We start from the raw sequence: 22,499 nt of genomic DNA, 5'->3' as shown, positions 1-22,499 counted from the left end.
TCTCCATCAATGGTTAAAGTGACGCATGCCGGTGAAAATCATCGCCATGTCATGTTCATCGGCGGCCTGAATGACCTCCTCATCACGGATTGAACCACCGGGTTGAATCACCGCTGTGATGCCTGCCTGAGCGGCCGCATCTATGCCATCCCTGAATGGGAAAAACGCATCTGAAGCCATCGCTGAACCCGGTACTTTGAGTCCCGCGTCATCGGCTTTGATGGAGGCGATTCTGGCCGACACCACCCGACTCATCTGACCGGCGCCCACACCGATGGTTTGGGCATCTTTGACATAGACGATGGCATTGGATTTGACCCACTTGGCCACTTTCCAGGCAAAGGCCATGTCCGTCAATTCCTGAGTTGTCGGGGTCCGTTTTGAGACCACCTCAGCCTGGGCCACATCAATCATTTCAATATCGGCATCCTGTACCAGCAAGCCACCACTGACTCGTTTGTACATTTTCCAGGGTTTGGTGTGTTCGGGCAAATCACCACAACAAATCACCCGCAGGTTTTTCTTGGTGGCAAACACTTTCAGTGCCTCATCCTCATAGGCCGGCGCCACAATCACTTCAGCAAACTGCTTCTCAAGGATGGTTTCAGCCACCTGAGCGGTCAACTTTTGATTGAATGCAAGAACGCCACCAAATGCCGATGTAGGATCGGTGGCGAAAGCCTTCAGATAAGCCAGCGTGAGGTTGGACTCAGTGGCCACACCACAAGGGTTGGCATGCTTGACAATCACACAAGCCGGCAAGTCATTGAATTCTTTAACGCAAGACAAAGCTGCATCGGCATCGGCGATGTTGTTATACGACAACGCTTTACCCTGAATTTGCCAGGCATGCCCCATGGTGCCGCTGGCTGGGTTTTGTTCGGTGTAAAAAGCGGCTTTCTGATGGGGGTTTTCACCATATCTGAGTTCAGACCGATGATTGAATTGTTTGGTGAAATAACGGGGAAAATCTTCCTGTTCTTCGGTGTCATTGATGGCACTCAGGTAATTGGCAATCAAACCATCATAACGAGCGGTATGGGCAAATGCCTTGGCCGCCAGAATATGACGATTGGCATGAGAAATGCCACCATAAGTGCTCAATTCATCAAGCATTTCTTCGTAATCTTCCGGGTTTACCAGCACGGTGACCCGGTCATGATTTTTGGATGCTGCCCGTATCATCGCCGGGCCACCAATGTCGATGTTTTCAATCGCCTGCTCCAGGGTCACACCCTGTTGCTTGATGGTGGCTTCAAATGGGTACAAGTTGACCACCAGCAGATCGATCCCCTCAATGCCATGCTGTGCCATGACTTCATCATCCACCCCGTTACGACCCAGTAAGGCACCATGTACCCGCGGATGCAAAGTCTTGATGCGACCATCCATCATTTCCGGAAATTCCGTGTATTGGGAAATTTCAGTGACCAAAATGCCTGATTGTTCCAGCATTTTAGCGGTGCCACCAGTGGACAGGATTTCAACACCCAGCCGTGACAGGCCGTTGGCCAGCATATCCAGGTTGGTCTTGTCAGAAACGCTGATCAAAGCCCTTCTGATGGGTACACGATTTTGTGCCATGATATATGTGATTGTGCTCAAAGGAGCGCGTATTATAAACGCGAATAATTTTGAAGTTAATGGATATCAGGGATTTTTAAGTAGAATCGGCCAGTGTTAATACAATCTGAGCAGGTAACCGGTGTCTGGATGACCAAATGCTCAGGAAATATTCAACTTGCGCATTTTATTGCGCAGGGTGGTGCGGGTGATGCCCAGCATTTCAGCGGCGTTGGTGCGGTTGCCTTTGCACCATTTCAAGACTTCAGTGATCATGCCACGCTCAGTTTCTTCGATCACCAAATCATACAATTGATTGGGTTTATGGCCATTGAGTGACTCCAGGTAGCGGCGAACCGATTCACGGGTGAATTTTTTTTGACTGTGGCTGTCCTGGCTCATGGTTGTACAAACCCAATTTCAAATGCCACCGCATCATCACCCGGGCTGAGGATTTCCAGATTAACCGGTATCAGGGTGTTGCTCACGAAGCCTGCCCGCAGTACATCACCTGGTACATACTCCTCTGCCAGGAAACGTCGCATGGCTACAATCTGTCCGTCCAGATCTGATAATTTGATTTCCAGTGCCGGGAATGCAAGGCTGTCTTCATTGCTGTTGATGATGCTGGCAGATATGATCAGCGAATGATCTCTGCCTGGATGGGGCCGGATGTTTCTGGAAACCAAAGAAATGGCACTCAGATCCACAGCTTCTCCAGGCTGCTGACAACTGATCCATTGGCACAGCTCATCTGTATAGCTGTTCTCTGGCAACTTGATTTGCCCGGAAGCCACCGCCATTTGCGCCTGCCAAAAAAACACGGCCAACATCGCCACAGCAAGACCCCGCCACATCCAGCGGGATGAATCAGATGGCTGTTGTTCTGCTGACTGGCTGGCAAATGGAGTTTCTTCAGTGCTGGCCTCAGCGAACCCCGGAATCATGGGTTCTTCCAGTTCTTCTTCAACGGTATCTGCCACCAGCATGGAATGATAGGCTTGTGTCAGCAATGGCGGGGCGTTGTCAAAATCATGTAACAACAGGTCTTCATCTTCATGGGGTTTTTCTGCACTGAGGGTTTCCAAACCATCAAAAACAGTGCCGCACAGGTTACACCTGACATGACCGCGTGCGTGGGTGAGGTGATCCACTTCGATCACGAATACTTCACCACAACCTCTGCATTGCGTATACAATTTAATTCACCCAATTGGTTTGTTAACGGAAATATCCAGCGCCAATAAACTGACCCGAAAGAACGGTTGCTGTCAATCTGGTGACTGGATGATCAGGTCATTCATTGCCTGATTTTTTGATGGCTCCCACACGAACCCAATCTTGGTCAATTTCTGTCTCAATGTCAACAAATAGGGTGCTGTATTTTTCCACAATGCGGTTTTTCTGCGACTTCAGAATACCACTGAGGATGACAAAGCCTCCTGGTTTCAACATCTGCCTGAAGGATTCACCATACGCCATCAAAGGTTCAGCCAATATATTAGCCAAAACCCCGTCCTGATTCTTGATGGTGTCCACATTTTCCGGATTTACTACCCTGATACCACCCGCTACGCCATTTTTTTCTGCATTTTGCCAGGTTGCCTGAATGGCTTGTTCATCAATGTCCACACAAATCACCTCTTGTGCACCATGCAGTAAAGCCATCACCGCCAAAATCCCTGAACCACAGCCAAAATCCACCAGTCGCTTGCCTTTCAAATGCGCTCTGTTGGCATCCAGCCATCGCAAACACAAAGCGGGGGTTTCGTGAGTACCGGTGCCAAAGGCCAGTCCCGGATCCAACATCAGATTAACCGCCTGCTCATCAACCACGGCAAAACCATCTGGAATGACCCAACTGTGCGCACCAAATTGAATCGGCTTAAAATGATCCATCCATACACGCTCCCAAACCTGGTCTTTGAGTTGAGTCTTGAGTTGCTGTAAAGCAGGGTGCTGTTGTGCCAGCTGATCACTGGCTTGTTGCATCAGGGTCTGTTGATCAAACAAACCAATGAGTTTGATGTCCTGCCATAAAGGCATTTCACCAGGTGCCGGTTCATAAATGGGGTGGTCTTTGGCATCCACATAAGTCACCCCAACCGCACCATTGGCGTGCAGTAATTCATCCAACGCTTCAACTTGCGGCTGGGCAACCTGAACGGTGAGCTCGTAAAACGGCATTATTTATTTTCGTTGAGGCGTTTTTCCAGGTAGTGGATGTTCTTACCACCGCTGACAAATCCCTGATCGGTCATGATCCGCTGTTGTAACGGGATGTTGGTTTTGATGCCATTGACCACCGTTTCAGCCAGCGCCAAACGCATGCGTCTGATGGCCGTTTCCCGGTCTTCCCCATGGGTGATGATTTTACCTATCATGGAGTCATAGTTTGGCGGTACAGGATAGCCATCATAAACATGTGAGTCAACCCGCACACCCGGTCCACCCGGTGCATGAAAAATATCAATGGTTCCGGGGCATGGCATGAAGGTGTCCGGATCCTCTGCATTGACCCGGCACTCGATGGCATGGCCAGTCAGCTTTATGTCATCTTGTTTAATTTTCAATGGCTCACCGGATGCAATCAGCAGTTGTTGCTTGATCAGGTCAACCCCGGTAATCAATTCAGTGACCGGATGCTCAACCTGAATCCGGGTATTCATTTCAATGAAATAGAAACAACCACTGTCATACAAAAACTCAAAGGTTCCTGCTCCTTCATATTGGATGCGTTTACAGGCAGCCACACAGACCTCACCGATGGCCGCACGTTCTTCATCTGTCAAACCGGGAGCCGGCGCTTCTTCCACCACTTTTTGGTGGCGGCGTTGCATGGAACAATCACGTTCACCCAAATGAATGGCATTGCCATGCATGTCAGAAAGCACTTGGATTTCAATGTGTCTTGGATTTTCCAGGTATTTTTCCATGTACACCGTGTCATCACCGAATGCCGCCTTCGCCTCGGTTTTGGTGGTCATGATGGCATTGTTCAGGGCCGCTTCAGTGTGTACCACCCGCATGCCTCGTCCACCACCACCGGCAGCGGCTTTCACAATGATTGGATAACCAATTTTACGGGCGATCTTTAAATTGCGTTCGGCATCGTCATTCAATGGTCCGTCAGAACCGGGTACACAGGGCACGCCGGCAGCCTTCATGGCTTCAATGGCCGCCACCTTATCACCCATCAGGCGAATGGTTTCAGCCCGTGGTCCAATGAATTTAAAGCCGGATTCGGCGATGCATTCAGCAAACTCAGCATTTTCTGCCAGAAAACCATAGCCCGGATGGATGGCTTCGGCGTCAGTGACTTCAGCCGCAGCAATGATTTTGGGGATGTCCAGGTAGGATTCCAATGAGGAAGGTGGTCCGATACATACCGATTCATCGGCCATCCCTACGTGTTTTTGATTGCGGTCGACTGTGGAATGAACAGCCACCGTTTTGACCCCCATGGTTTGACAGGCGCGCAAAATCCGCAGGGCTATTTCACCCCGGTTTGCAATGACTATTTTACTGAACATAATGGCCCCTTAAGATCACTCAATTTCAAACAATGGTTCATCAAATTCAACCGGTTGACCATTTTCCACCAGAATGCGTTTGATTTTACCTTTGTGCTCAGATTCAATCTGATTGAACATCTTCATGGCTTCAACCATACACAGTGTATCACCTACATTGACAGACTGACCCACTTTGACAAACGGTTCAGAATCTGGTGAGGGTGATGCATAAAATGTGCCCACCATGGGGCTGCGGACCAGCAAACCAGAGGGTTCCGGGGTTGCCTCAGCGGCCGCAGGTGCGGGGGCAGCAGCAGGTGCCGGTGCAGCGACCGGTGCAGCAGCCTGAACCGCCACCGGAGCTGGCTGGCTGTGCTGTGAAATGCGTGATAATTTAACGGTTTCTTCGCCTTCGGTGATTTCCATCTCGGTGAGTGAAGAGTCTTCTAACAATTCAATGAGCTTTTTTATTTTTCTGATATCCACTGATTTATCCTGCTGAATTAGTCTTGCCAGTAACGAAGTGCCATCAGGTAGCCTTTTGAGCCCATACCCGTGATGGTGCCAATGGCCACATCCGACAACCACGACTGTGAACGGAATGATTCCCGTGCATGGATGTTGGAAAGGTGCACTTCAATGAATGGAATTTCGGTTGCCAACAAAGCGTCGCGAAGCGCCACACTGGTGTGGGTAAACGCAGCCGGGTTGATGACAATACCTGAAACCTGGTCGGCATAGCACTGATGAATGTATTCGACCAGTTCATGTTCTGCGTTGGATTGCCTGAACCGCAAAGACACACCCAACTCATCAGCCAAATGGCTCATTTTGTCGTTGATGTCTTGCAAGGATTCGGTGCCATAAACCTCGGGTTCCCTGACTCCCAGAAGGTTCAGATTGGGACCGTTTATGACCGCAATTTCGCGCATGTTAATTCTATATATTGCTTATAATTTCAGCGATTGTGCATCAATCGGTAGCGAATGTCCAGAAATGTGCTTAATTTAATATTTTTTCAAACGTTTGTTTCAGTTCGCCTGCAGATTTGTAGCCAAAGAAGTTTCTCGCCTTTAACGGGGTACCATCAGCAGCAAAGAACAAACTGGCTGGCGGACCAACCACACCAAACTGCTTCATCAACGCCCTGTCCTCATCGTCCTGAGCTGTGACATCAGCTTTCAGCACAGTAAATTCAGCAGCCAATGCAACAATTTGAGGGTCTTTGAAGGTGGTTTTTTCCATGCGGATACACTCCACACACCAATCGGCATAAAAGTCCAGAAAAACAGGCCGGTTGCTTTGCTGTATTTCGCGGTTCAGGTCATCCACTGACTTGATGGTTTTGAAGTTCACCTTTTGTTCAGCCGCAGTGGCACCACCGGAAAACACCCCTTGCAATGGCCTGAAAGGATCTTCCTTACCGGCCATGCCTCCCAGTAGCTGGGCAATGCCCACCACCAGCAAGATGACTTTCAACGCATCAAACAGCGACATGACCCAGCCACTGAGTCCATTGGCTTTGGCATGCTGATGCCACATCACCGCGGTGGCAATCAGCAACACACCCCATGTCATCAGAATGGTGTCACCAGGCATAATTCTCGACAGGAACCAGATGGCCATGCCTAACAACAGGATACCAAAGAATGATTTAACCACATTCATCCAGCCCCCGGCACCTGGCATCCACTTCCCAGCAGAAGTGCCAATCGCAATCAACGGTACGCCCATTCCAATTGACATGGCGAACAAGGCCAATCCACCCAACACCGGTCCACTGTCGGTTGATGAAATGAAAAGCACCGCTGCCGCCAACGGAGGTGCCACACAAGGCCCGACAATCAAGGCTGACAACAGCCCCATCACCGCCACTCCCGCATATGATCCACTTTTCTGACGATTGGAAATACCGGAAAGTTTACTTTGCCAGCTGGCTGGCAACTGCAGGTCATAAAAACCAAACATACTCAATGCCAGCAACACAAATACCAGAGAGAATACAATGATGATCCAGGGTGTCTGGAACAATGCCTGTAAATTGACCTCAGCCATTCCTGCAATGACGCCGACTGCGGTATAAGTCAGCGCCATGGCCAGCACATAAACCACCGATAAAGTAAAAGCCTTGGCTGTAGAGGGGTTCTTTTGACCCACGATCAGGCCAGACAGAATGGGAATCATGGGAAACACGCAAGGGGTCAGAGACAGCAACAAGCCAAATCCAAAAAATTGCAACAGGATGAGTAACACAGAACGGTCAAACACCTGGCTGATGACTTCGGTTTCTGATAATTCAACGGCTGACTCACTGTCCAACAGGTCTTCGGTTTGTACCAGGGTCACCGCAGGCGGCAGCTCAACGGTCACCAATTGTGCCGTTGGCGGATAGCAAACCTTGCCATCTTCACACCCCTGAAAAGCAGCTTCAATGTCCATTTGGCTGAGCCCAGCCTTCGAGCGACTGATCGGCAGCTCGATTTCCACCACGTCATAATAAACATCCACCAAACCGAATTCCGGGTCATCCTTCAGCACCGCCTGCGGAAACACCGGCTTACCCAGCGAAACTCCGTTGGTGAAACTGCTGAACTGAATCTGGTCTTTGTACAGATATATATTGGGCGCCATGGTAAATCGCGCCATCAGGCGATCACCATCAAGGGCAATGGTTTCAAACTGAAAGGCCTGGTCGACAGGTAACAACTGTTCGCCACCAAAGAATCCACCGGAACCGGAACCACTGTTCAACAGGGAACCGGCCGGTTGTATGGGCGCAGGCGCGCCGGACGACAACAAAGGTTCAGCCGATAAATCAAAAGACAGCCGTTGTGGTGGATAACAAATGAAATTTTCCACACAGCCCTGGTACTTGACTTTCAACACCGGATTTTCACCCACTGAACTGAACGGCACCCGCACGATCAGCTCATCCCAATATGTCTCAACCAGACCAAATGCAGGGTCATCTTTTTCCTTGCCCGCCGGGATGAACAGCGCTGCTTCATCCACCATCAGGTTTTCACCAGTGAATGCCAATGCATGGCGATACAGATACACATCCTCAATCAGCTCAAACCGAACCTCTATCTGATTGCCATCAATTACCCGGTATGATACCTGCATGGCCTCATCTGGTGGCGGTGGATTTTGCTGAGCAGCTTGTCCAGCCACACTGTGCAGCAGCAACCAACCGGTTGCCCATATCAATATCAGTTTATTCAGTTTGTTCATCGATCCACTTTAAATAGTCTGTTGAGCCGTCCACCAGCGGGACAGCAATGATTTCCGGCACATCATAACTGTGCCCTTCTCTGACCAGTTGTTCAATTGCAGAAAAATGCCGATGCCGGGTTTTCAGCAACAGCAAACATTCCTGATCATTGACGATCTGACCTTTCCAGCGATAAAAAGATTCCACTTCAGGCAAAATTTGTGCACAGGCAATTATCTGGTCTGCCAACAAAGATTCAACCAATTTTTTGGCTTCTGACTTATTCTGGCAACTGATGAAGACCTGGATGTGTTGATAATTCATGCAAAAAAATGGACGCCTGGTGATTGGAGCCACATATTAACAGAAAGTCACTGCACCGTTTGTGATGAAAGCGGCTTGTCAGCGTCTGCATTAACTTCAAATTCGTAGGGACCGGGTTTACCCAGATAGAATCCTTGCAAATAATCCACCCCGAGATCTATGGCCAGTTGTGTCAAGGCCCTGGTGGAGCAGTATTCAGCCACCACTTCCAGGCCCTTTTTGTGAGCCAGTTTGACAATTCCTCTGGCCACATTCTGCATCTCCAGGTTGTGCGTTACGTTTTCCATGATGGAACGATCGATTTTGACATAATCAATTGGTAAATTAATCAGCCGTTCAATATTGGAATGACCTTTACCCAGATCATCCATGCCCACCCGACAGCCAATGGACTTCAGCTCCCCAATGAATTCGATGATGTCGTCAGTTTCAATGATGGCCTCATTTTCCAACAGTTCGATCTGGATGTACTGACCCAGGCCAGAACTTTTGAGTTTATGAAACAGGTATTCACAGGTTCGTCTGTTGTGAATATCCGAAACACTGAGGTTCAGAGACACGTTGATGTGGTAGGCTTCGACCAGGCTGATGGCCTGACGAATCATGGCTTTGGTGATTTGCGCATACACATTGGCGCGGTGAGCCAACGGAATAAACACATTGGGCATCAGTTCCACTTCACCATCACGGCCGATCAGTCTGGACAAGCATTCATATTTCACCACTTGCTTGGTCCTGGCACAAAATATCGGTTGATAATAAGCCACAATGCGATCTTCTTTGAGACCCTCAAGCAACACCTGAGTCAGCGCCAGATCACGCCTGTACGTTTCTGGCAACCAGCTGTCATGTTCATCAATCAGATAAAACTGCAGGTTCTTCCTTTCAGCTTCCTGCAAGGCCATGTTGGCCAGCATAAAAGCATCCCGATTCTGACGCACCGCTCCCACTGTGACATTCACCGAAATGTATTCTCCGTCACCAACCTCGTACCGGGTGGTCATGATGGCCGTGACCAGGTCTTTGGTCAACTGGGCAATTTTTTCATAGGAAATCTGCTGATCTTCCAGGGTTGCGAACACCGCCTGTTGAACATGGTAGCAAGTACCATTTTTTGACAACGGATGAGAAAAACCTGCGATCACGGCCGAAATCTGCCTGATCACATCATCGGTGATGGCTGGGCCATAGGTGTTCAGAATACTGTTGAAATTGTGGAACTTGATGAAGGCCAGGTTGGTGTGCCTGGCGTGTTTCAGATCCCGTTGCAACTGATGCTGGTTGGGCAATCCGGTCAATGGGTCAATTTTGGCGTTTTTTATCATGTTCAGCCAGCGTTTCCTGCGCTTTTGATAAATCAACACATGCACCAGATAAATCAATACTGAAACCAGCACTATGATCACCAGCATCCACAACAGCAACACCACATAGTCACTGACCATGACCGATTGTCTGGCCAACAATACGGCCTGTCTGCCTGCGGCAGCATCGATCAACAATGCCCGGTATGACTGATCCTGCCGTCTGAATGTCAGGCCCATTCCATGGGGGTTGTCCCTGGCCAGCACGGGCATCAGATCTTGCAACAGTGGTTCGGGATCAACCGAATTGCCAGCCACAGGAAACCAATGTCGGACCACAGGCTGATTGTGCTGATGTTCAATGATCAGTAAACCGGCCGGATTGAATGACTGTAAAACTGGAAATTGAATGTCTGGTGTAACGCTGGGACTGTGCGGCTGCACATCAGGAGAATGGTCATGCAATAGATTGTCGAGGCTGTTGTGCTCAGACCACAACTTGAGCTGGTCATCCAGCAGATCAATGTGCTGATCGGTTGTATACTGGTATATCCCCCTGGCCGCAATGAACAGTGTCACCATCACCGTGACCACAACAACCATGATTATCAGATATTTTTTTCCCACTTATGTCATAACGTATCAGTTGAGCATTCATCCACACCCTTATTATCATAGCACTTTTAAATATCGGCGCAGTGAATTTTTCAACCCACAAGCACTGAGTCATCAACCAATGCGGCTCAGAGATTGAATCAATCACCTGAAACAAGGCCTGACTTTTGACCGCTGAATTCTGTTAAAATGGCGCATTTACTGTCTACTGTGGCATGGCCAAACTGTACTTTTATTACTCTGCAATGAATGCTGGTAAAACCACGCACTTACTGCAATCCAGTCATAATTACCGCGAGCGCGGCATGAAAACCCTGATCCTGTCATCGTCATTGGATGACCGGTTTGGAAAAGGCGTGGTGAAATCCCGCATTGGGATTCACTCACCCTCAATCATCTTCAATCAGTCTGAAAACCTGTTCGAACTGATCAGTCAACAGCCAGCTGTGGATTGCATCCTGGTTGATGAAGCCCAGTTTCTCAGCAAAGCACAGGTTTATCAGCTGACAGACATTGTTGACCAGATACAAGTGCCGGTGCTGGCTTATGGCTTGCGTACCGACTTTCAAGGTGAATTGTTTGAAGGCAGTCAGTATTTATTGGCATGGGCAGATGAACTCAGGGAACTCAAAACCATCTGCCACACCGGTAAAAAAGCCACCATGGTGGTACGCATCGACGAAACCGGCAAAGCCATTAAAACGGGTGCCCAGATTCAGATTGGTGGCAACGAACGCTATGTTTCGGTTTCAAGGGCTGAATACAAACGCATCTTTCATGATCAGGGCAGCATCAAGCCATCGCAGATCTCATTACCATTGGAGGACATGTGATGCTGAACATTGTGTTTTGTGGCACACCAGATTTTTCAGTCCCGCCGCTGGCCGGTTTGGTGGCTGCCGGACACCACATTCAAGCGGTATTTACACAGCCGGACAAACCCAAAGGTCGTGGCCAACAGGTACAGAAAACCCCGGTCAAAATCGAAGCAGAAAAACACGGTATTCCGGTTCATCAACCGGCCAATCTGAAAGATCCGGAAACCATTGAGCTGTTACAGCAACTGAATCCTGACCTGATGGTGGTTGTGGCTTATGGATTGATCATTCCGCAAAACATCCTGGATATTCCCCGCCACGGCTGCTGGAACATCCATGCTTCACTGTTGCCGAAGTGGCGAGGCGCAGCCCCCATTCACCGCGCCATTCTGGCTGGAGATGAAACCACCGGAGTGGCCATCATGCACATGGAAGCAGGATTGGATACCGGACCCGTGTATCACATGTATCCAACCGATATCAGGCCCGATGACACTGGACAATCATTGCATGACCGGTTGAGCCACATGGGCGCAGAAGCCATTATCAGTTGTGTTGCAGAGCTGGAATCAGGGCAACTACCTGAGGCACAGACTCAGGACCATGATCAGGCCACTTATGCACACAAACTGAAGAAAACAGAATCCAGGATTGACTGGAACCTTCCGGCCATTGAAATTGAACGCCAAATCAGGGCCTTTAACCCCTGGCCGGGTACTCAGGCGGTGATCCAGGGGGAAACCTTCAAACTATGGCATGCCCATGTGGTGTCATCGACGTCAACCGCAGATCCTGGCACCCTGGTGGAAGCCAGCAAAAAACGATTGGTGGTGCAATGTGGCGAAGCTCAATTGAGCATACTTGATCTGCAAAAAGCCGGCAAAAAACGCATGCCAGTGGGCGCGTTTATGGCTGCCAAACAGGATTGGTATACGGTATGACAGCCACCCGCCATCTGGCAACACAGGTGCTGTACCAGGTGGTCATCAAAGGACAGCACCTGAAAGCAGCCATGAAATCGGTACTGCCTGATCAGCTTCCTGCGCAGGACCAGGCCTGGATTCAACATGCCTGCTACGTTTCACTCCGTCATCATTACAGCCTCACAGCCCGTTGGCAAAAACACCTGAAAAAACCACTCAAGGATCTCTGGGTTGGCGAATTGCTGACCCTCAGTCTGGCGCAAAAGTTTTACATGGAAACGCCTGATCATGCGATTGTCAATGAAGCCATCAAGACCGTGCGTAAGAACAAAAAAAACTGGGCCAGCGGATTGGTCAATAAAGTGTTGCGCCTGGCCATCAACGACCAAATTTACCAACCAGAAACACCTGTTGAACAGTTTGAACATCCCCAATGGTGGATTGACATTCTAAAAAAAGACTGGCCAGATGATTACCTGCAAATCTTGCAGGCCAATAACCAAAAACCCCCCTTGTGGGTACGCAATAAAAACCCGGCTAAGCAATTGGCCGGCCAGCAACATCCAGAGATTCCCACAGCCTGGCTGATGAGTGACCACAAAGCCAGCGGTGACAGTGCTTTGCACGGCGGCCAATATTCGGTTCAGGATGCCGCCGCACAATTGTCTGCGATGATCCTTGATCCGCAGCCAGGTGAACGGATACTGGATGCCTGTGCTGCACCAGGCGGCAAATCTTGTCACCTGCTGGAACGCCAGCCGAACATTGTTCTGGACATCCTCGAAAAGGAACCGGGCCGACTAGATCAGGTCAAAAGCAACCTAACGCGCCTGCAGTTGACAGCTCACCAGCTGATCTGCGGAGATGCCACCCAACCGGAAACTTGGTACAGTGGTGAAAAATATGACAAAATATTACTCGATGTTCCGTGCAGTGCGACCGGCGTGGTCCGCCGCAATCCGGACATCAAAATATCCAGAAAGGCTGAACACTTGAAACCATTGACGGCATTACAGCAGGACATCCTGCAAACCATGTCCGCCCTCTTGAAACCTGGCGGCTTACTGCTATATGCCACGTGCTCTGTGTTTCGTTCTGAAAATGAACGCCAAATTAAAAAATTCCTCTCATCCAAACCTGACTTCTCTGAATTGCCTTTACAACTACCTGGTGCACGGACTGCGCTGCATGGTCAGCAAATCATCACTGGAACCGATGACATGGATGGGTTTTATTATTGCCTGTTGAGCAAACAATCATGAATAAATCTTGGTTGTTGTGCTGTTTGCTGCTTCCGGGCCTGTTGCTGGCAGAGGCCACTCATCAGCAAACCCATCAACAACGAACTCAGACTGAGCTGCTCATTAACCCCAGGTTTGATCTGGAGATTTCAGACAAAATCAAAGAAGCAATCAACAACGGGATTGTCATCACTTTTGTGATGCAAGCCAAATTATTCAAGCAAGTGGATTGGTGGTTTGATGATGAAATCAGCAGCAAAATCAACACCTATCAAGTGCGATACTTTTCCCTCAGCAGGCAATACCAACTGACCCATCGTGGATCTGACGAAAAACAAAGTTTTGTTACCCTGGAGCAGTTACTGGAGCACATGTCTTTGCAAAGTCAGTTTCGCTTCACTGCCTTTAAACAGGCCACTCATGTGGAAACCCGCTTTTTCCTGGATAAACAGGCGCTGCCCTCAACCATGCAGTTGCCAACTGTGTTTGATCAGGACTGGAACCTCAATTCAGACTGGCAACGCACAGCCCTGAGCCAACCCCCTGGTAGCCAGCCATGATGAAACAGCTGCGACCTTTGTTGCTCAACAAGAACCTGCCCATCATGGCATTGCTGATCACTTTGCTGACCGCTTTATACCTATTGGCCCGGGCCATTCAGGGAGCTGAACAGTTTAATCGGATATACATTTGGCTGTTCGCCGCATCAGTCCTGGCTGTATTGATCCTGACCCTGATCATCATTCAACGCATTGTCTGGTTGTACCTGAAGAGAAAAGACAAGGAACCCGGTATTCAGCTGACCACCCGCATGGTGTTGATGTTCACCGGTTTGTCATTGCCTCCAGTGATCGTGCTGTACTTGTTTGCCACCATGCTGGTCAATCAATATGTCGACTCCTGGTTTGATGTGCGAACCGACCAGGCACTGAATGATGCCATCACCCTGGGCAACACTTTCCTGGACACCCAAACCCTGGCACATCTGAACGAAGCCCGCAGCATGGTCACCGAACTTTCTGAAGTACCGGTATTGAATCAGGCGATCTACCTCGATCGTTTACTGGATAACTCCAAAGCCAATTCTTTGTCCATCTATGGCTCTGATGGACAGCTGGTCAGCAGCAGCAACATAGATCCCCTAAACTTTGTCTCTCCGACCCTGCCACAAAATACTTTCAACGAAGTGTCTAACAACCGCAATTATGCCCGGGTTGAACCTGCCGGTGCCACCGGCTTACAAATCCGCGTGGTTTTGCCCATCTTCAATAACACCGCCAGCGTCGGTTCGAGAAGATACCTGCAGGGCTTGTTTCCAATTCCCGAAGAATATGAAAGCCTGGCCATCAACATCGAAACCCAGTTTCATGAGTACGACAAACAAACCTATCAGCGTCAACAACTGAAAAGCACCTTCAACATCATCCTGACCATTGTGCTGTTGATCAGCGTGTTGCTGGCCATGCTGCGGGCATTTTCTTCAGCACGCCGGTTGGTGGCACCAATTAAACTGTTGTCTGAAGCAACCAAAGACATCACTGAAGGTAAATTCAGTAAAGTCATTCCGGTGGATTCCAAGGATGAGCTGGGGCTACTGATCGAGTCATTCAACTCCATGTCATCACAAATCGCCACCTCCAGCGCACTGGCTCACCGCGCACAAAGTGATGCAGAGAACCAAAGGGCATATCTTGAGAATGTGTTGTCTCACCTGACCAGTGGTGTGATCAGTATTGATCAGGATCTGCTGATCCGGCTGAGCAATGAAGCCACCCATAAGATCCTCCATCTGGGCAAGCACAGCCTGATCAATCGCAACATCGACTACATAGCAATGAAAAACCCAACATTGCAGCCTTTGATTGAATTGATCAAACAAAAAGTGACTGACAAAACCAATTACTGGCAACAGGAAGTGTTGATCGCAGAAGATTCTCTGCGGCGGATCCTGCTGGTCCGCGGTTCGCAGATCAGTGAACAGGAAATTGAAGGCGGTGGTCATGTGATTGTGTTTGATGACCAGACCATCATCAATCAGGCACAGCGTGATGCCGCCTGGAGTGAAGTGGCCAGAAGACTGGCACATGAGGTCAAAAATCCGCTCACCCCAATCCAATTATCGGCCGAACGGATGCACATGCGTTTCGCCGGCAAATTGTCAAAAGAAGAAGATGAGATCCTCAACCGGGCCACCCAAACCATCGTTTCTCAGGTGGAAAACCTGAAAACCCTGGTGAATGCCTTTTCAGACTATGCCAAACCCCCGGAGCTGAAAAAAGAACTGGGAGGGCTCAATCAGCTGATCAATGAAATTGTCGACCTGTACAGTCTGTCTCATCCGGGTATTGTGTTTGAACTCGATTTGATCGAACCCGAACCTCAATTATTACTCGACAAAGGCCGGATGACTCAATTACTGACCAACCTGATTAAGAATGCCCAGGAAAGCGTCGATGAAGGGGATGTCAGGATCGCCATCAGCACCCGCACAGACCACAATCAACTCCAGTTAAACATCACCGACAACGGCCATGGATTCGCCGAAGACATCATCGAACATGTGTTCGAACCTTACGAAACCACCAAACAAGGCGGTTCAGGGCTGGGACTGGCGATCGTTAAGAAAATTGTCGAAGAACACGGTGGCACCATTGAGGCAGAAAACCTCACAGTCGGTGCCAGAATCAGCATCCACCTACCATTGGCCTAAATATGCAACAACAACTGCAAAAAATGAAACAACTGCCGGCACTGACCCTGGCTGAACGCACCGCGCGCCTCAAGTCACTGGCCCGCATCATACGACAACACCAGGTAGAAATCATCAACACAGTCAGCAGTGATTTTTCTCACCGTTGTGCCCAGGAATCACAGATGGCCGAAGTGATGGTTTGTCTTGATGAAATCAAACACACCTTAAAAAACATCAAACAATGGACCAGGGAAAAGGTCTGGCACGCGAATTGGAAATTCTTCCCTTCAAAATGTGCCATCTCCCCCCAACCCAAAGGAGTGGTTGGTGTAATGGCACCCTGGAATTATCCTTTTAACCTGGTCATTGAACCATTGGTGGCGGCCATCGCTGCCGGTAACCGGGTGATGATCAAACCATCTGAAGTAACCCCGAAAACTGCCACCCTGACCCAAAAACTGCTGCGTCAAGTATTTACTGAAGACGAAGTTTTTGTGGTGTTAGGCGACGCAAAAGTGGCCAATGAGTTCAGTCAGTTGCCGCTTGATCACTTGTTGTTCACCGGCTCCACGCAGGTCGGTAAAATCATCATGAACAATGCCAGCCAGCACCTCACCCCGCTGACCCTGGAATTGGGTGGTAAATCGCCCGTGCTGATTGATGATAATTATCCACTGGACAAAGCCGCCAACAGCATTGCCAAAGGCAAATGGTTCAATGCAGGGCAAACCTGTATCGCACCGGACTATATCCTGATCAGCAAAGAGCGCAAAGCTGAATTGGTCGAACAACTGAAGCAACAACTGACCACCAGCTACCCAGACTTTGCTGAGAATGATGATTACACGGCTGTGGTTAATGCTCATCACATGCAACGACTCAACAAATACACCGAGGGACTTGCTGCCACACAAATCGTGCCATTGAGTGAATCGTCGGAACCTGCCAGACAAAAAATCCCCCCTACCCTGATATTGGACCCAGCCGCTGATCACCCAATAATGCAAGAAGAAATTTTTGGCCCCTATCTGCCCATCATGACCATCGACACCCTGCAGGACGGCATTGATTTCATCAACCAAGGTGAACGACCATTGACATTGTACCTGTTCAGTCATCGTCCGGCGGTGATCCGTCAGGTCAGAGAACAAACCACTTCAGGCTCATTGGCGATCAATGAAACCCTGGTGCACTTTGCACAGGAAGGCTTGCCATTCGGTGGCATTGGCGCCAGCGGCATGGGCAGCTACCACGGCCACCAGGGCTTCCTGGCGATGAGTCACATGAAGTCAGTTTACTATCAGTCCCGGATCAACCTGAACAACCTGGTCAGGGCGCCTTACAGCCAATTGAAAAAGAAAATACTCAATTGGATGAGCTGAAAACAGGTCCGACGACAATGCGAACATACTAAATGATGTCTTTTTGCGTTAGAATAATGGGATTATCAGTACAAACCAAAAAGCATTTGGATGAACGTATTTATTTTAGAGGACGATACAGACCAGTCTGAGTTAATGCAGCACTGGCTTGAAGCACACAATCACAACTGTCAATTGTTTGTTGATGGCAGGGCTTTCATTGATAAATTACCCTATGAACAGCCCGACCTGGTGATTCTTGACTGGAACCTACCCGGACTGAATGGACTGGAAATCCTGAATTGGATCCGATCCAGTGATTTTCATGATTTGCCGGTTATTTTCGCCACCACCCGTGGTCATGATGATGACCTGGTGAAAGCACTCGATCAGGGAGCTGATGACTACCTGGTCAAGCCCATCAAAGAGGTCGAGCTGATAGCCCGGGCTCAGGCCCTTCACCGACGGCATAATAAAGGTAACCCGAACAAACGGGAGTTTGATCCGTTTCAGTTTGACAGCAACGAGCACACCGTGACTTACCTGGCCACCCCAATCAAACTAACAGCCAAAGAATTCCAACTGGCGTTTTATTTTTTCAACAACCCGGACCGGCTGATTTCGCGTGACTATTTGTTGGAAACCATCTGGACCAAGACTGCCTCCATTTCCACCAGAACAGTGGATACCCACATCAGCCGGCTACGGAAAAAACTGGATCTTGATGGCAGTTCCGGATGGAAACTGATTTCTGTTTATCACAAAGGTTATCGTTTGATTAAGACCGATCAAGGAGCATCATAATGGCAGACAATAAAAACAACGCCAATTCCGTCGACCAGATCAGAGACATTCTGTTTGGCGAACAAACCAAAAACATCGAAAAACGTTTTGCTCAACTGGAAGCTGAGATCAACAAGCAGTTCAATGGCATCAAGAACAAAATGGAAGCGCTGGACAAGCAATTAAGTCAAAACCTGGCAACCCTGGAAAAACAGAGCAATCAGGGTCTGGACCACTTATCAGCAGATCAAAACGAACGTCTGGCACAACTCGAGCAACAGTTGAAAAATACCATCATTGACACCGAAGCCAGCATCCTTAGTGAACTGCAACAAAAAACCGATGCCCTGGATGAAAACCTGACCCACCGCAAGGAATTAGCCAGCTTATTGAAAAAAATGGCAGACCAGATCGCAGGCTGATGATCCATGAGCGAAGATCGTGACAAACTAAAATCCTTACTGCTGGGTGAGGAAATTGCACAGATCAAAGCCATACAAAAGCTGTTGGATGATCGACAGGCATTCACCGAAAAAGTCAGCCAGGTACTGGACAACGCGGCTGACCAAACCATAAAACAAAATCCTGAATTTCAAAAAAAGTTCTCCCGGCTTGACCCCAAAGCACTGACCAGGGCCATCAAAGCCAATCAGAAATCATTCATTGACGCCATGATTCCCATCATGGGGCCAATGATCAGGCAGTCAGTTGCCAATGCCATCAGTAAATTTGTCCAGGACGTTAACCGGGCCATGGAGCAACGCTTTTCCATCAAAGCGCTGAGGTGGCGCTGGCAAGCCTATCGCACAGGTATTTCGTTCACTGAAATAGTCTTCAGCAACACCATTGAATACCAGGTGCAACAGGTTTTTCTGATTGACAAAGAATCCGGATTACTGATTGAACATGCCGGCCACGAGGATGCCTTGATGCAAGACAAAGAGGCCATCTCAGCCATGCTGACTGCCATTGAAAGTTTTGTCCAGGATTCGATGGGGCATGATGGCAGCCATTTGTCTGCAGCCAAGTTAGGAGAACGCAATGTGGAGGTCATCTCCGGCAGTCAGGCCAATCTGGCCGTGGTCATCAAAGGGGCATATACCCCGAGGCTGGTTGATCACTTGTCTGCCGCATCTGAACAAATCCACATCGACTTTGCCAGCGACATCAATGATCAAAATACCTGGAATAACAACCCGGATTTGAAAGTTGAGCTGGAAAATTTACTGGTCACCAAAAGCCAATCTGATGATGAGGAATCATCCGGAGTTAATTTCTGGCCCTGGCTGATCATTGCTTTGTTATTAATTGGCTGGTTTTCATGGCGTACCTATCAGCAACACAAAGCCCTCAGCGAAACCAGGCTCCAATTGGCTGCCATTGATGGTCTGGTGGTACAGCAGATCACGCCAAATGACGATGGCTTTTTGGTGACCGGATTACTGGATCCATTGGCGGACACCAGTACGCTGTCTGCAGATATTCGCCTGGCAACACAACCTTATGTATCATTGGATGATGAACTGATTGCTAACCGGGTAAGGTTATTGCTCAATCAACCCGACTTAGAGGTTGAAGTCCGGCATGGCTTGCTCACCCTGACCGGGCATTTCGATGATGTACAACAACACCGGCTACAACGGCAAATGCTGGGCATCATACCCGGTATCAGCCAGGTAGATGACCAAAGCACAGCACGGCCACAACCGCCTGATCTGAATCAGCAGTTGCTGAACCACCTGCAACAACATCCCCTGCCTGAATACCTCAAATTGCAGGTGATTGATGAAAAAATTGTTGCTTCCGGAGAATTGATGGTCAGCGATGTTGACGATTACTGGCAGTTGTTGAATCAACACTTTGAGGCCATTGATGCTTCGGGATTAACCCTGCTGAACGCCTCGACTCAGCTTAAGAGCATCACTTCTGAGCCGCTTAATTTTATCGCTACAAACCAACTCAGCCCTGCACAGCAGTCATTGTTAAACCAAAAAGCTGCGGCATTTTTAACGCTGCACCGACACAACCAGGCAAAACAAATCAAGTTGATTGCTCAAAGTGATTGCCAGGGCTCATTGCAGGAAAGCAACGCCAATAACCGCAAAAGGGGTACCTGGCTGGCAGAACAGCTGGTGCAATCGGGCGTTGATCGCTCACTCATTCAAGTTGAAACCATCCTCTGCGAACAGATCACCACAACCGTGAATACCGATCTGATTGGGGTTTGGTTTGAGGTCAATCGATGAAATCTAAAAAAATCTGTATGATCGGACGTTTTGCAGTGGGGAAGACTTCATTGGTTGACCGCTATGTGAAAAATCATTTTGCCGATAAATATCAAACCACAGTTGGGGTCGCCATTTCCACCAAGATCATTGACAACACAACCAAGCTGATCATCTGGGACATTGCGGGTTTTGAACAGGAAAATCATTACAAACCTTACCTGAGAGGAGCCCATGGCATCATCTTTGTGGCCGATGCCACTGAACCCGAGTCGGTTCACACATTGGCCGATATTGTGGCAGACTCACCCGAGTTAAAAGCCCTGCCTGCGGTCTGCTTCATCAATAAAACTGACCGAAAAGATGACATCAACTGGCAGCCGGCACTGGATCAATCCATTGCCGGACTGACTGCACACAGTTTCTGGACCAGTGCCAAAACCGGAGATCATGTTGAAGAGGGCTTTGCGGCCCTGAGTCGTTTACTGTCGTGAAACTACCCGGACAAATCGTTCAGCAGATTCATGAACATTACCAGGCAACAGGCTGGGTCGTCATCACCCTGGATGCGGACAATCAGGTCACTTCCTTGAATCAAACTGCCAGGGACGTATTGGCCGTTTCGCAAATCAATGACATCAAAGAGGTTCTGCCCGTGCTGGCAGCAGAGCCACTGGATGAATCCTTTTATTTGCCTTTTTATCATCACCAAGAACATGTTTATGATGTGCATTTCACCCTGACCAATGAGCATAAATATCTGATCATGGTACCGGTGGATGTGATCCATCAACAGGTACAGTACAAGCAACAAATGGCGCATGATGAAGAGCTTGAAAAACTGCGCTTTAAAGGACTGTTTCAGGCATTGGAAACCGCCCATCAGGAACTTCGCGAAGCCAACAACGCCAAATCTTTTTTTATTTCCGCACTGTCACACGAAATGGGCAACCCGCTCAATGCCATCAAGGGTTACAACGATTTATTGGCCGAGCACGCCATAGAGCTGAGTGAAGCCACCCGAATCATCAACAGCAATGTCGACAAACTATCGACCATCATCCGCCAAACACTGGATTATGACAATCAACAAAGCAGTCAGCAAAAACAGGTTTTTTCACCAGCCAAAGTGGTGGCAGAACTGTGTCGGGATTTTCAGTTACAGGCCGCACAAAAGAACCTGCAACTGATCAATGCCATTGATCATGATATCCATATACAGTGCCATCAAGGTAAATGGGTGCAAATCCTTACCAACCTCATCAGCAATGCCATCAAGTACACCGATCAGGGCATCGTTAAAATCAGTTCGAAGGTGACCAGTGATGAATTTCACTGTGAGGTTCAGGACAGCGGGTGTGGCATCAGTGAAGCGTTCCGGAAACAGTTGTTCAAACCCTGGTCAAGAGAGCACCGCAGTGAGGCGGCCGGCAATGGCATTGGCCTGGTGATCTCCAACATGCTGGCTGAACAGTTGTCTGCACAGTTGTGCCTGCATCACAGTGACTCTTCAGGCTCCACTTTTCGACTGAGTATGCCACTTGCTGTGCTGGTAACAGCCAAAAAAGTATTGTTGCTGGATGATGACGAAGATTGCCTGTTGTTGTTTGAGCATTACCTGACAGAACTCAATCACCAGGTCACGGCCATCAATGGTCTGCCTGCCCTGCGCAAACTGATTCAATCCAACGCTCGATTTGATGTGGCCATCAGTGACCTGAACCTGGGTAACAAGCAGGTGACTGAGGTGTGGGATGAATTGTCCAAGATGGCTGATAAATGCCTGTTAATGACTGCCAATCCAACGGCTCAACTGATTAACCAACTCCAACAGTTGGGGATTACAGAGGTGTTGAGCAAACCCCTGTCCCGTCAGGATTTAGTGAACAGCGTCGCATAATTCCCTGCCACTTCTTTTGAT

Annotated in this window: 21 protein-coding genes; 11 read left to right on the top strand and 10 right to left on the bottom strand. The window is 48.9% G+C overall.

Going from position 1 to position 22,499, the window contains the following annotated elements:
- Positions 1–6: 6 nt before the first annotated feature.
- The 10 genes from purH to B0475_RS05755 all read right to left on the bottom strand — a co-directional run bounded on the left by purH (position 7) and on the right by B0475_RS05755 (position 10,523).
- A complete protein-coding gene (gene purH / locus B0475_RS05800; protein ID WP_077410818.1) occupies positions 7–1,584 on the bottom strand; it encodes a bifunctional phosphoribosylaminoimidazolecarboxamide formyltransferase/IMP cyclohydrolase in 1,578 nt (525 codons plus the stop codon).
- A 141-nt stretch (positions 1,585–1,725) separates the two neighbouring features.
- On the bottom strand, positions 1,726–1,965 hold the full coding sequence (locus B0475_RS05795; RefSeq protein WP_077410817.1) for a helix-turn-helix domain-containing protein: 240 nt from the start codon (positions 1,963–1,965) through the stop codon (positions 1,726–1,728).
- A complete protein-coding gene (locus tag B0475_RS05790) occupies positions 1,962–2,762 on the bottom strand; it encodes a zinc-ribbon and DUF3426 domain-containing protein (RefSeq protein WP_077410816.1) in 801 nt (266 codons plus the stop codon). Before B0475_RS05790 ends, B0475_RS05795 begins: the two co-directional genes overlap by 4 nt.
- A 97-nt stretch (positions 2,763–2,859) precedes the next feature.
- Positions 2,860–3,750 carry a 50S ribosomal protein L11 methyltransferase gene (prmA, locus tag B0475_RS05785; RefSeq protein ID WP_077410815.1) on the bottom strand — a complete coding sequence of 297 codons (891 nt, stop codon included), beginning with the start codon at positions 3,748–3,750 and terminating at the stop codon, positions 2,860–2,862.
- Positions 3,750–5,096 (bottom strand): acetyl-CoA carboxylase biotin carboxylase subunit, encoded by a 1,347-nt coding sequence (gene accC / locus B0475_RS05780; RefSeq protein WP_077410814.1) that lies wholly within the window; start codon positions 5,094–5,096, stop codon positions 3,750–3,752. Before accC ends, prmA begins: the two co-directional genes overlap by 1 nt.
- Positions 5,097–5,111: 15 nt before the next feature.
- Entirely contained in the window at positions 5,112–5,564 is a 453-nt protein-coding gene (gene accB, locus B0475_RS05775) for an acetyl-CoA carboxylase biotin carboxyl carrier protein (protein ID WP_077410813.1), read from the bottom strand.
- A 17-nt stretch (positions 5,565–5,581) separates the two neighbouring features.
- Positions 5,582–6,010 (bottom strand): type II 3-dehydroquinate dehydratase, encoded by a 429-nt coding sequence (gene aroQ, locus B0475_RS05770; protein WP_077410812.1) that lies wholly within the window; start codon positions 6,008–6,010, stop codon positions 5,582–5,584.
- A 70-nt stretch (positions 6,011–6,080) separates the two neighbouring features.
- Entirely contained in the window at positions 6,081–8,312 is a 2,232-nt protein-coding gene (dsbD, locus tag B0475_RS05765) for a protein-disulfide reductase DsbD (RefSeq protein ID WP_077410811.1), read from the bottom strand.
- Positions 8,296–8,616 (bottom strand): divalent-cation tolerance protein CutA, encoded by a 321-nt coding sequence (cutA, locus tag B0475_RS05760; RefSeq protein ID WP_077410810.1) that lies wholly within the window; start codon positions 8,614–8,616, stop codon positions 8,296–8,298. Before cutA ends, dsbD begins: the two co-directional genes overlap by 17 nt.
- A gap of 47 nt (positions 8,617–8,663) precedes the next feature.
- Complete coding sequence (locus B0475_RS05755) at positions 8,664–10,523, bottom strand: EAL domain-containing protein (RefSeq protein WP_157892733.1); 1,860 nt, start codon at positions 10,521–10,523, stop codon at positions 8,664–8,666.
- A gap of 227 nt (positions 10,524–10,750) precedes the next feature.
- On the opposite strand from B0475_RS05755, the gene B0475_RS05750 reads away from it, so the two are divergent.
- The 11 genes from B0475_RS05750 (at position 10,751) to B0475_RS05700 (ending at position 22,478) form a co-directional block, all read left to right on the top strand.
- A complete protein-coding gene (locus B0475_RS05750; RefSeq protein WP_077410808.1) occupies positions 10,751–11,368 on the top strand; it encodes a thymidine kinase in 618 nt (205 codons plus the stop codon).
- Between the two features lie 2 nt (positions 11,369–11,370).
- Positions 11,371–12,294 carry a methionyl-tRNA formyltransferase gene (gene fmt / locus B0475_RS05745; RefSeq protein ID WP_077410934.1) on the top strand — a complete coding sequence of 308 codons (924 nt, stop codon included), beginning with the start codon at positions 11,371–11,373 and terminating at the stop codon, positions 12,292–12,294.
- Positions 12,291–13,538 carry a 16S rRNA (cytosine(967)-C(5))-methyltransferase RsmB gene (gene rsmB, locus B0475_RS05740; protein ID WP_077410807.1) on the top strand — a complete coding sequence of 416 codons (1,248 nt, stop codon included), beginning with the start codon at positions 12,291–12,293 and terminating at the stop codon, positions 13,536–13,538. Before fmt ends, rsmB begins: the two co-directional genes overlap by 4 nt.
- Positions 13,535–14,077, top strand: a complete 543-nt coding sequence (locus tag B0475_RS05735; protein WP_077410806.1) for a DUF4390 domain-containing protein — start codon at positions 13,535–13,537, stop codon at positions 14,075–14,077. Before rsmB ends, B0475_RS05735 begins: the two co-directional genes overlap by 4 nt.
- Complete coding sequence (locus B0475_RS05730) at positions 14,074–16,227, top strand: HAMP domain-containing histidine kinase (protein ID WP_077410805.1); 2,154 nt, start codon at positions 14,074–14,076, stop codon at positions 16,225–16,227. The genes B0475_RS05735 and B0475_RS05730 overlap by 4 nt, the downstream gene beginning before the upstream one ends.
- A gap of 2 nt (positions 16,228–16,229) precedes the next feature.
- Positions 16,230–17,591: a coniferyl aldehyde dehydrogenase gene (locus tag B0475_RS05725; RefSeq protein WP_077410804.1), complete on the top strand. Its 1,362-nt coding sequence runs from the start codon at positions 16,230–16,232 to the stop codon at positions 17,589–17,591.
- A 90-nt stretch (positions 17,592–17,681) separates the two neighbouring features.
- The gene (locus B0475_RS05720; protein WP_077410803.1) at positions 17,682–18,374 is read left to right on the top strand and encodes a response regulator transcription factor; all 693 of its coding nucleotides are present in this window, start codon (positions 17,682–17,684) and stop codon (positions 18,372–18,374) included.
- Positions 18,374–18,775 (top strand): hypothetical protein, encoded by a 402-nt coding sequence (locus tag B0475_RS05715; protein WP_077410802.1) that lies wholly within the window; start codon positions 18,374–18,376, stop codon positions 18,773–18,775. The genes B0475_RS05720 and B0475_RS05715 overlap by 1 nt, the downstream gene beginning before the upstream one ends.
- Before the next feature lie 6 nt (positions 18,776–18,781).
- Entirely contained in the window at positions 18,782–20,599 is a 1,818-nt protein-coding gene (locus tag B0475_RS05710) for a BON domain-containing protein (RefSeq protein ID WP_077410801.1), read from the top strand.
- Entirely contained in the window at positions 20,596–21,072 is a 477-nt protein-coding gene (locus B0475_RS05705; protein WP_077410800.1) for a Rab family GTPase, read from the top strand. Before B0475_RS05710 ends, B0475_RS05705 begins: the two co-directional genes overlap by 4 nt.
- Entirely contained in the window at positions 21,069–22,478 is a 1,410-nt protein-coding gene (locus B0475_RS05700) for an ATP-binding response regulator (RefSeq protein WP_077410799.1), read from the top strand. The genes B0475_RS05705 and B0475_RS05700 overlap by 4 nt, the downstream gene beginning before the upstream one ends.
- Positions 22,479–22,499 lie beyond the last annotated feature (21 nt).

This window comes from Marinicella sediminis (genome assembly GCF_002000055.1).
Taxonomy (GTDB): domain Bacteria; phylum Pseudomonadota; class Gammaproteobacteria; order Xanthomonadales; family Marinicellaceae; genus Marinicella; species Marinicella sediminis.
This window is presented reverse-complemented; position numbering and strand designations above follow the sequence as displayed.

What these genes read in the sequence shown, in the direction of transcription:
- purH (WP_077410818.1), bottom strand. Translation starts at nt 1,584, where the DNA reads ATGGCACAAAATCGTGTACCCATCAGAAGGGCTTTGATCAGCGTTTCT.
- B0475_RS05750 (WP_077410808.1), top strand. Translation starts at nt 10,751, where the DNA reads ATGGCCAAACTGTACTTTTATTACTCTGCAATGAATGCTGGTAAAACC.
- B0475_RS05710 (WP_077410801.1), top strand. Translation starts at nt 18,782, where the DNA reads ATGAGCGAAGATCGTGACAAACTAAAATCCTTACTGCTGGGTGAGGAA.
- aroQ (WP_077410812.1), bottom strand. Translation starts at nt 6,010, where the DNA reads ATGCGCGAAATTGCGGTCATAAACGGTCCCAATCTGAACCTTCTGGGA.
- B0475_RS05730 (WP_077410805.1), top strand. Translation starts at nt 14,074, where the DNA reads ATGATGAAACAGCTGCGACCTTTGTTGCTCAACAAGAACCTGCCCATC.
- B0475_RS05715 (WP_077410802.1), top strand. Translation starts at nt 18,374, where the DNA reads ATGGCAGACAATAAAAACAACGCCAATTCCGTCGACCAGATCAGAGAC.
- B0475_RS05705 (WP_077410800.1), top strand. Translation starts at nt 20,596, where the DNA reads ATGAAATCTAAAAAAATCTGTATGATCGGACGTTTTGCAGTGGGGAAG.
- B0475_RS05735 (WP_077410806.1), top strand. Translation starts at nt 13,535, where the DNA reads ATGAATAAATCTTGGTTGTTGTGCTGTTTGCTGCTTCCGGGCCTGTTG.
- prmA (WP_077410815.1), bottom strand. Translation starts at nt 3,750, where the DNA reads ATGCCGTTTTACGAGCTCACCGTTCAGGTTGCCCAGCCGCAAGTTGAA.
- B0475_RS05755 (WP_157892733.1), bottom strand. Translation starts at nt 10,523, where the DNA reads ATGGTTGTTGTGGTCACGGTGATGGTGACACTGTTCATTGCGGCCAGG.
- B0475_RS05725 (WP_077410804.1), top strand. Translation starts at nt 16,230, where the DNA reads ATGCAACAACAACTGCAAAAAATGAAACAACTGCCGGCACTGACCCTG.
- B0475_RS05795 (WP_077410817.1), bottom strand. Translation starts at nt 1,965, where the DNA reads ATGAGCCAGGACAGCCACAGTCAAAAAAAATTCACCCGTGAATCGGTT.
- rsmB (WP_077410807.1), top strand. Translation starts at nt 12,291, where the DNA reads ATGACAGCCACCCGCCATCTGGCAACACAGGTGCTGTACCAGGTGGTC.
- cutA (WP_077410810.1), bottom strand. Translation starts at nt 8,616, where the DNA reads ATGAATTATCAACACATCCAGGTCTTCATCAGTTGCCAGAATAAGTCA.
- accC (WP_077410814.1), bottom strand. Translation starts at nt 5,096, where the DNA reads ATGTTCAGTAAAATAGTCATTGCAAACCGGGGTGAAATAGCCCTGCGG.
- B0475_RS05720 (WP_077410803.1), top strand. Translation starts at nt 17,682, where the DNA reads ATGAACGTATTTATTTTAGAGGACGATACAGACCAGTCTGAGTTAATG.
- dsbD (WP_077410811.1), bottom strand. Translation starts at nt 8,312, where the DNA reads ATGAACAAACTGAATAAACTGATATTGATATGGGCAACCGGTTGGTTG.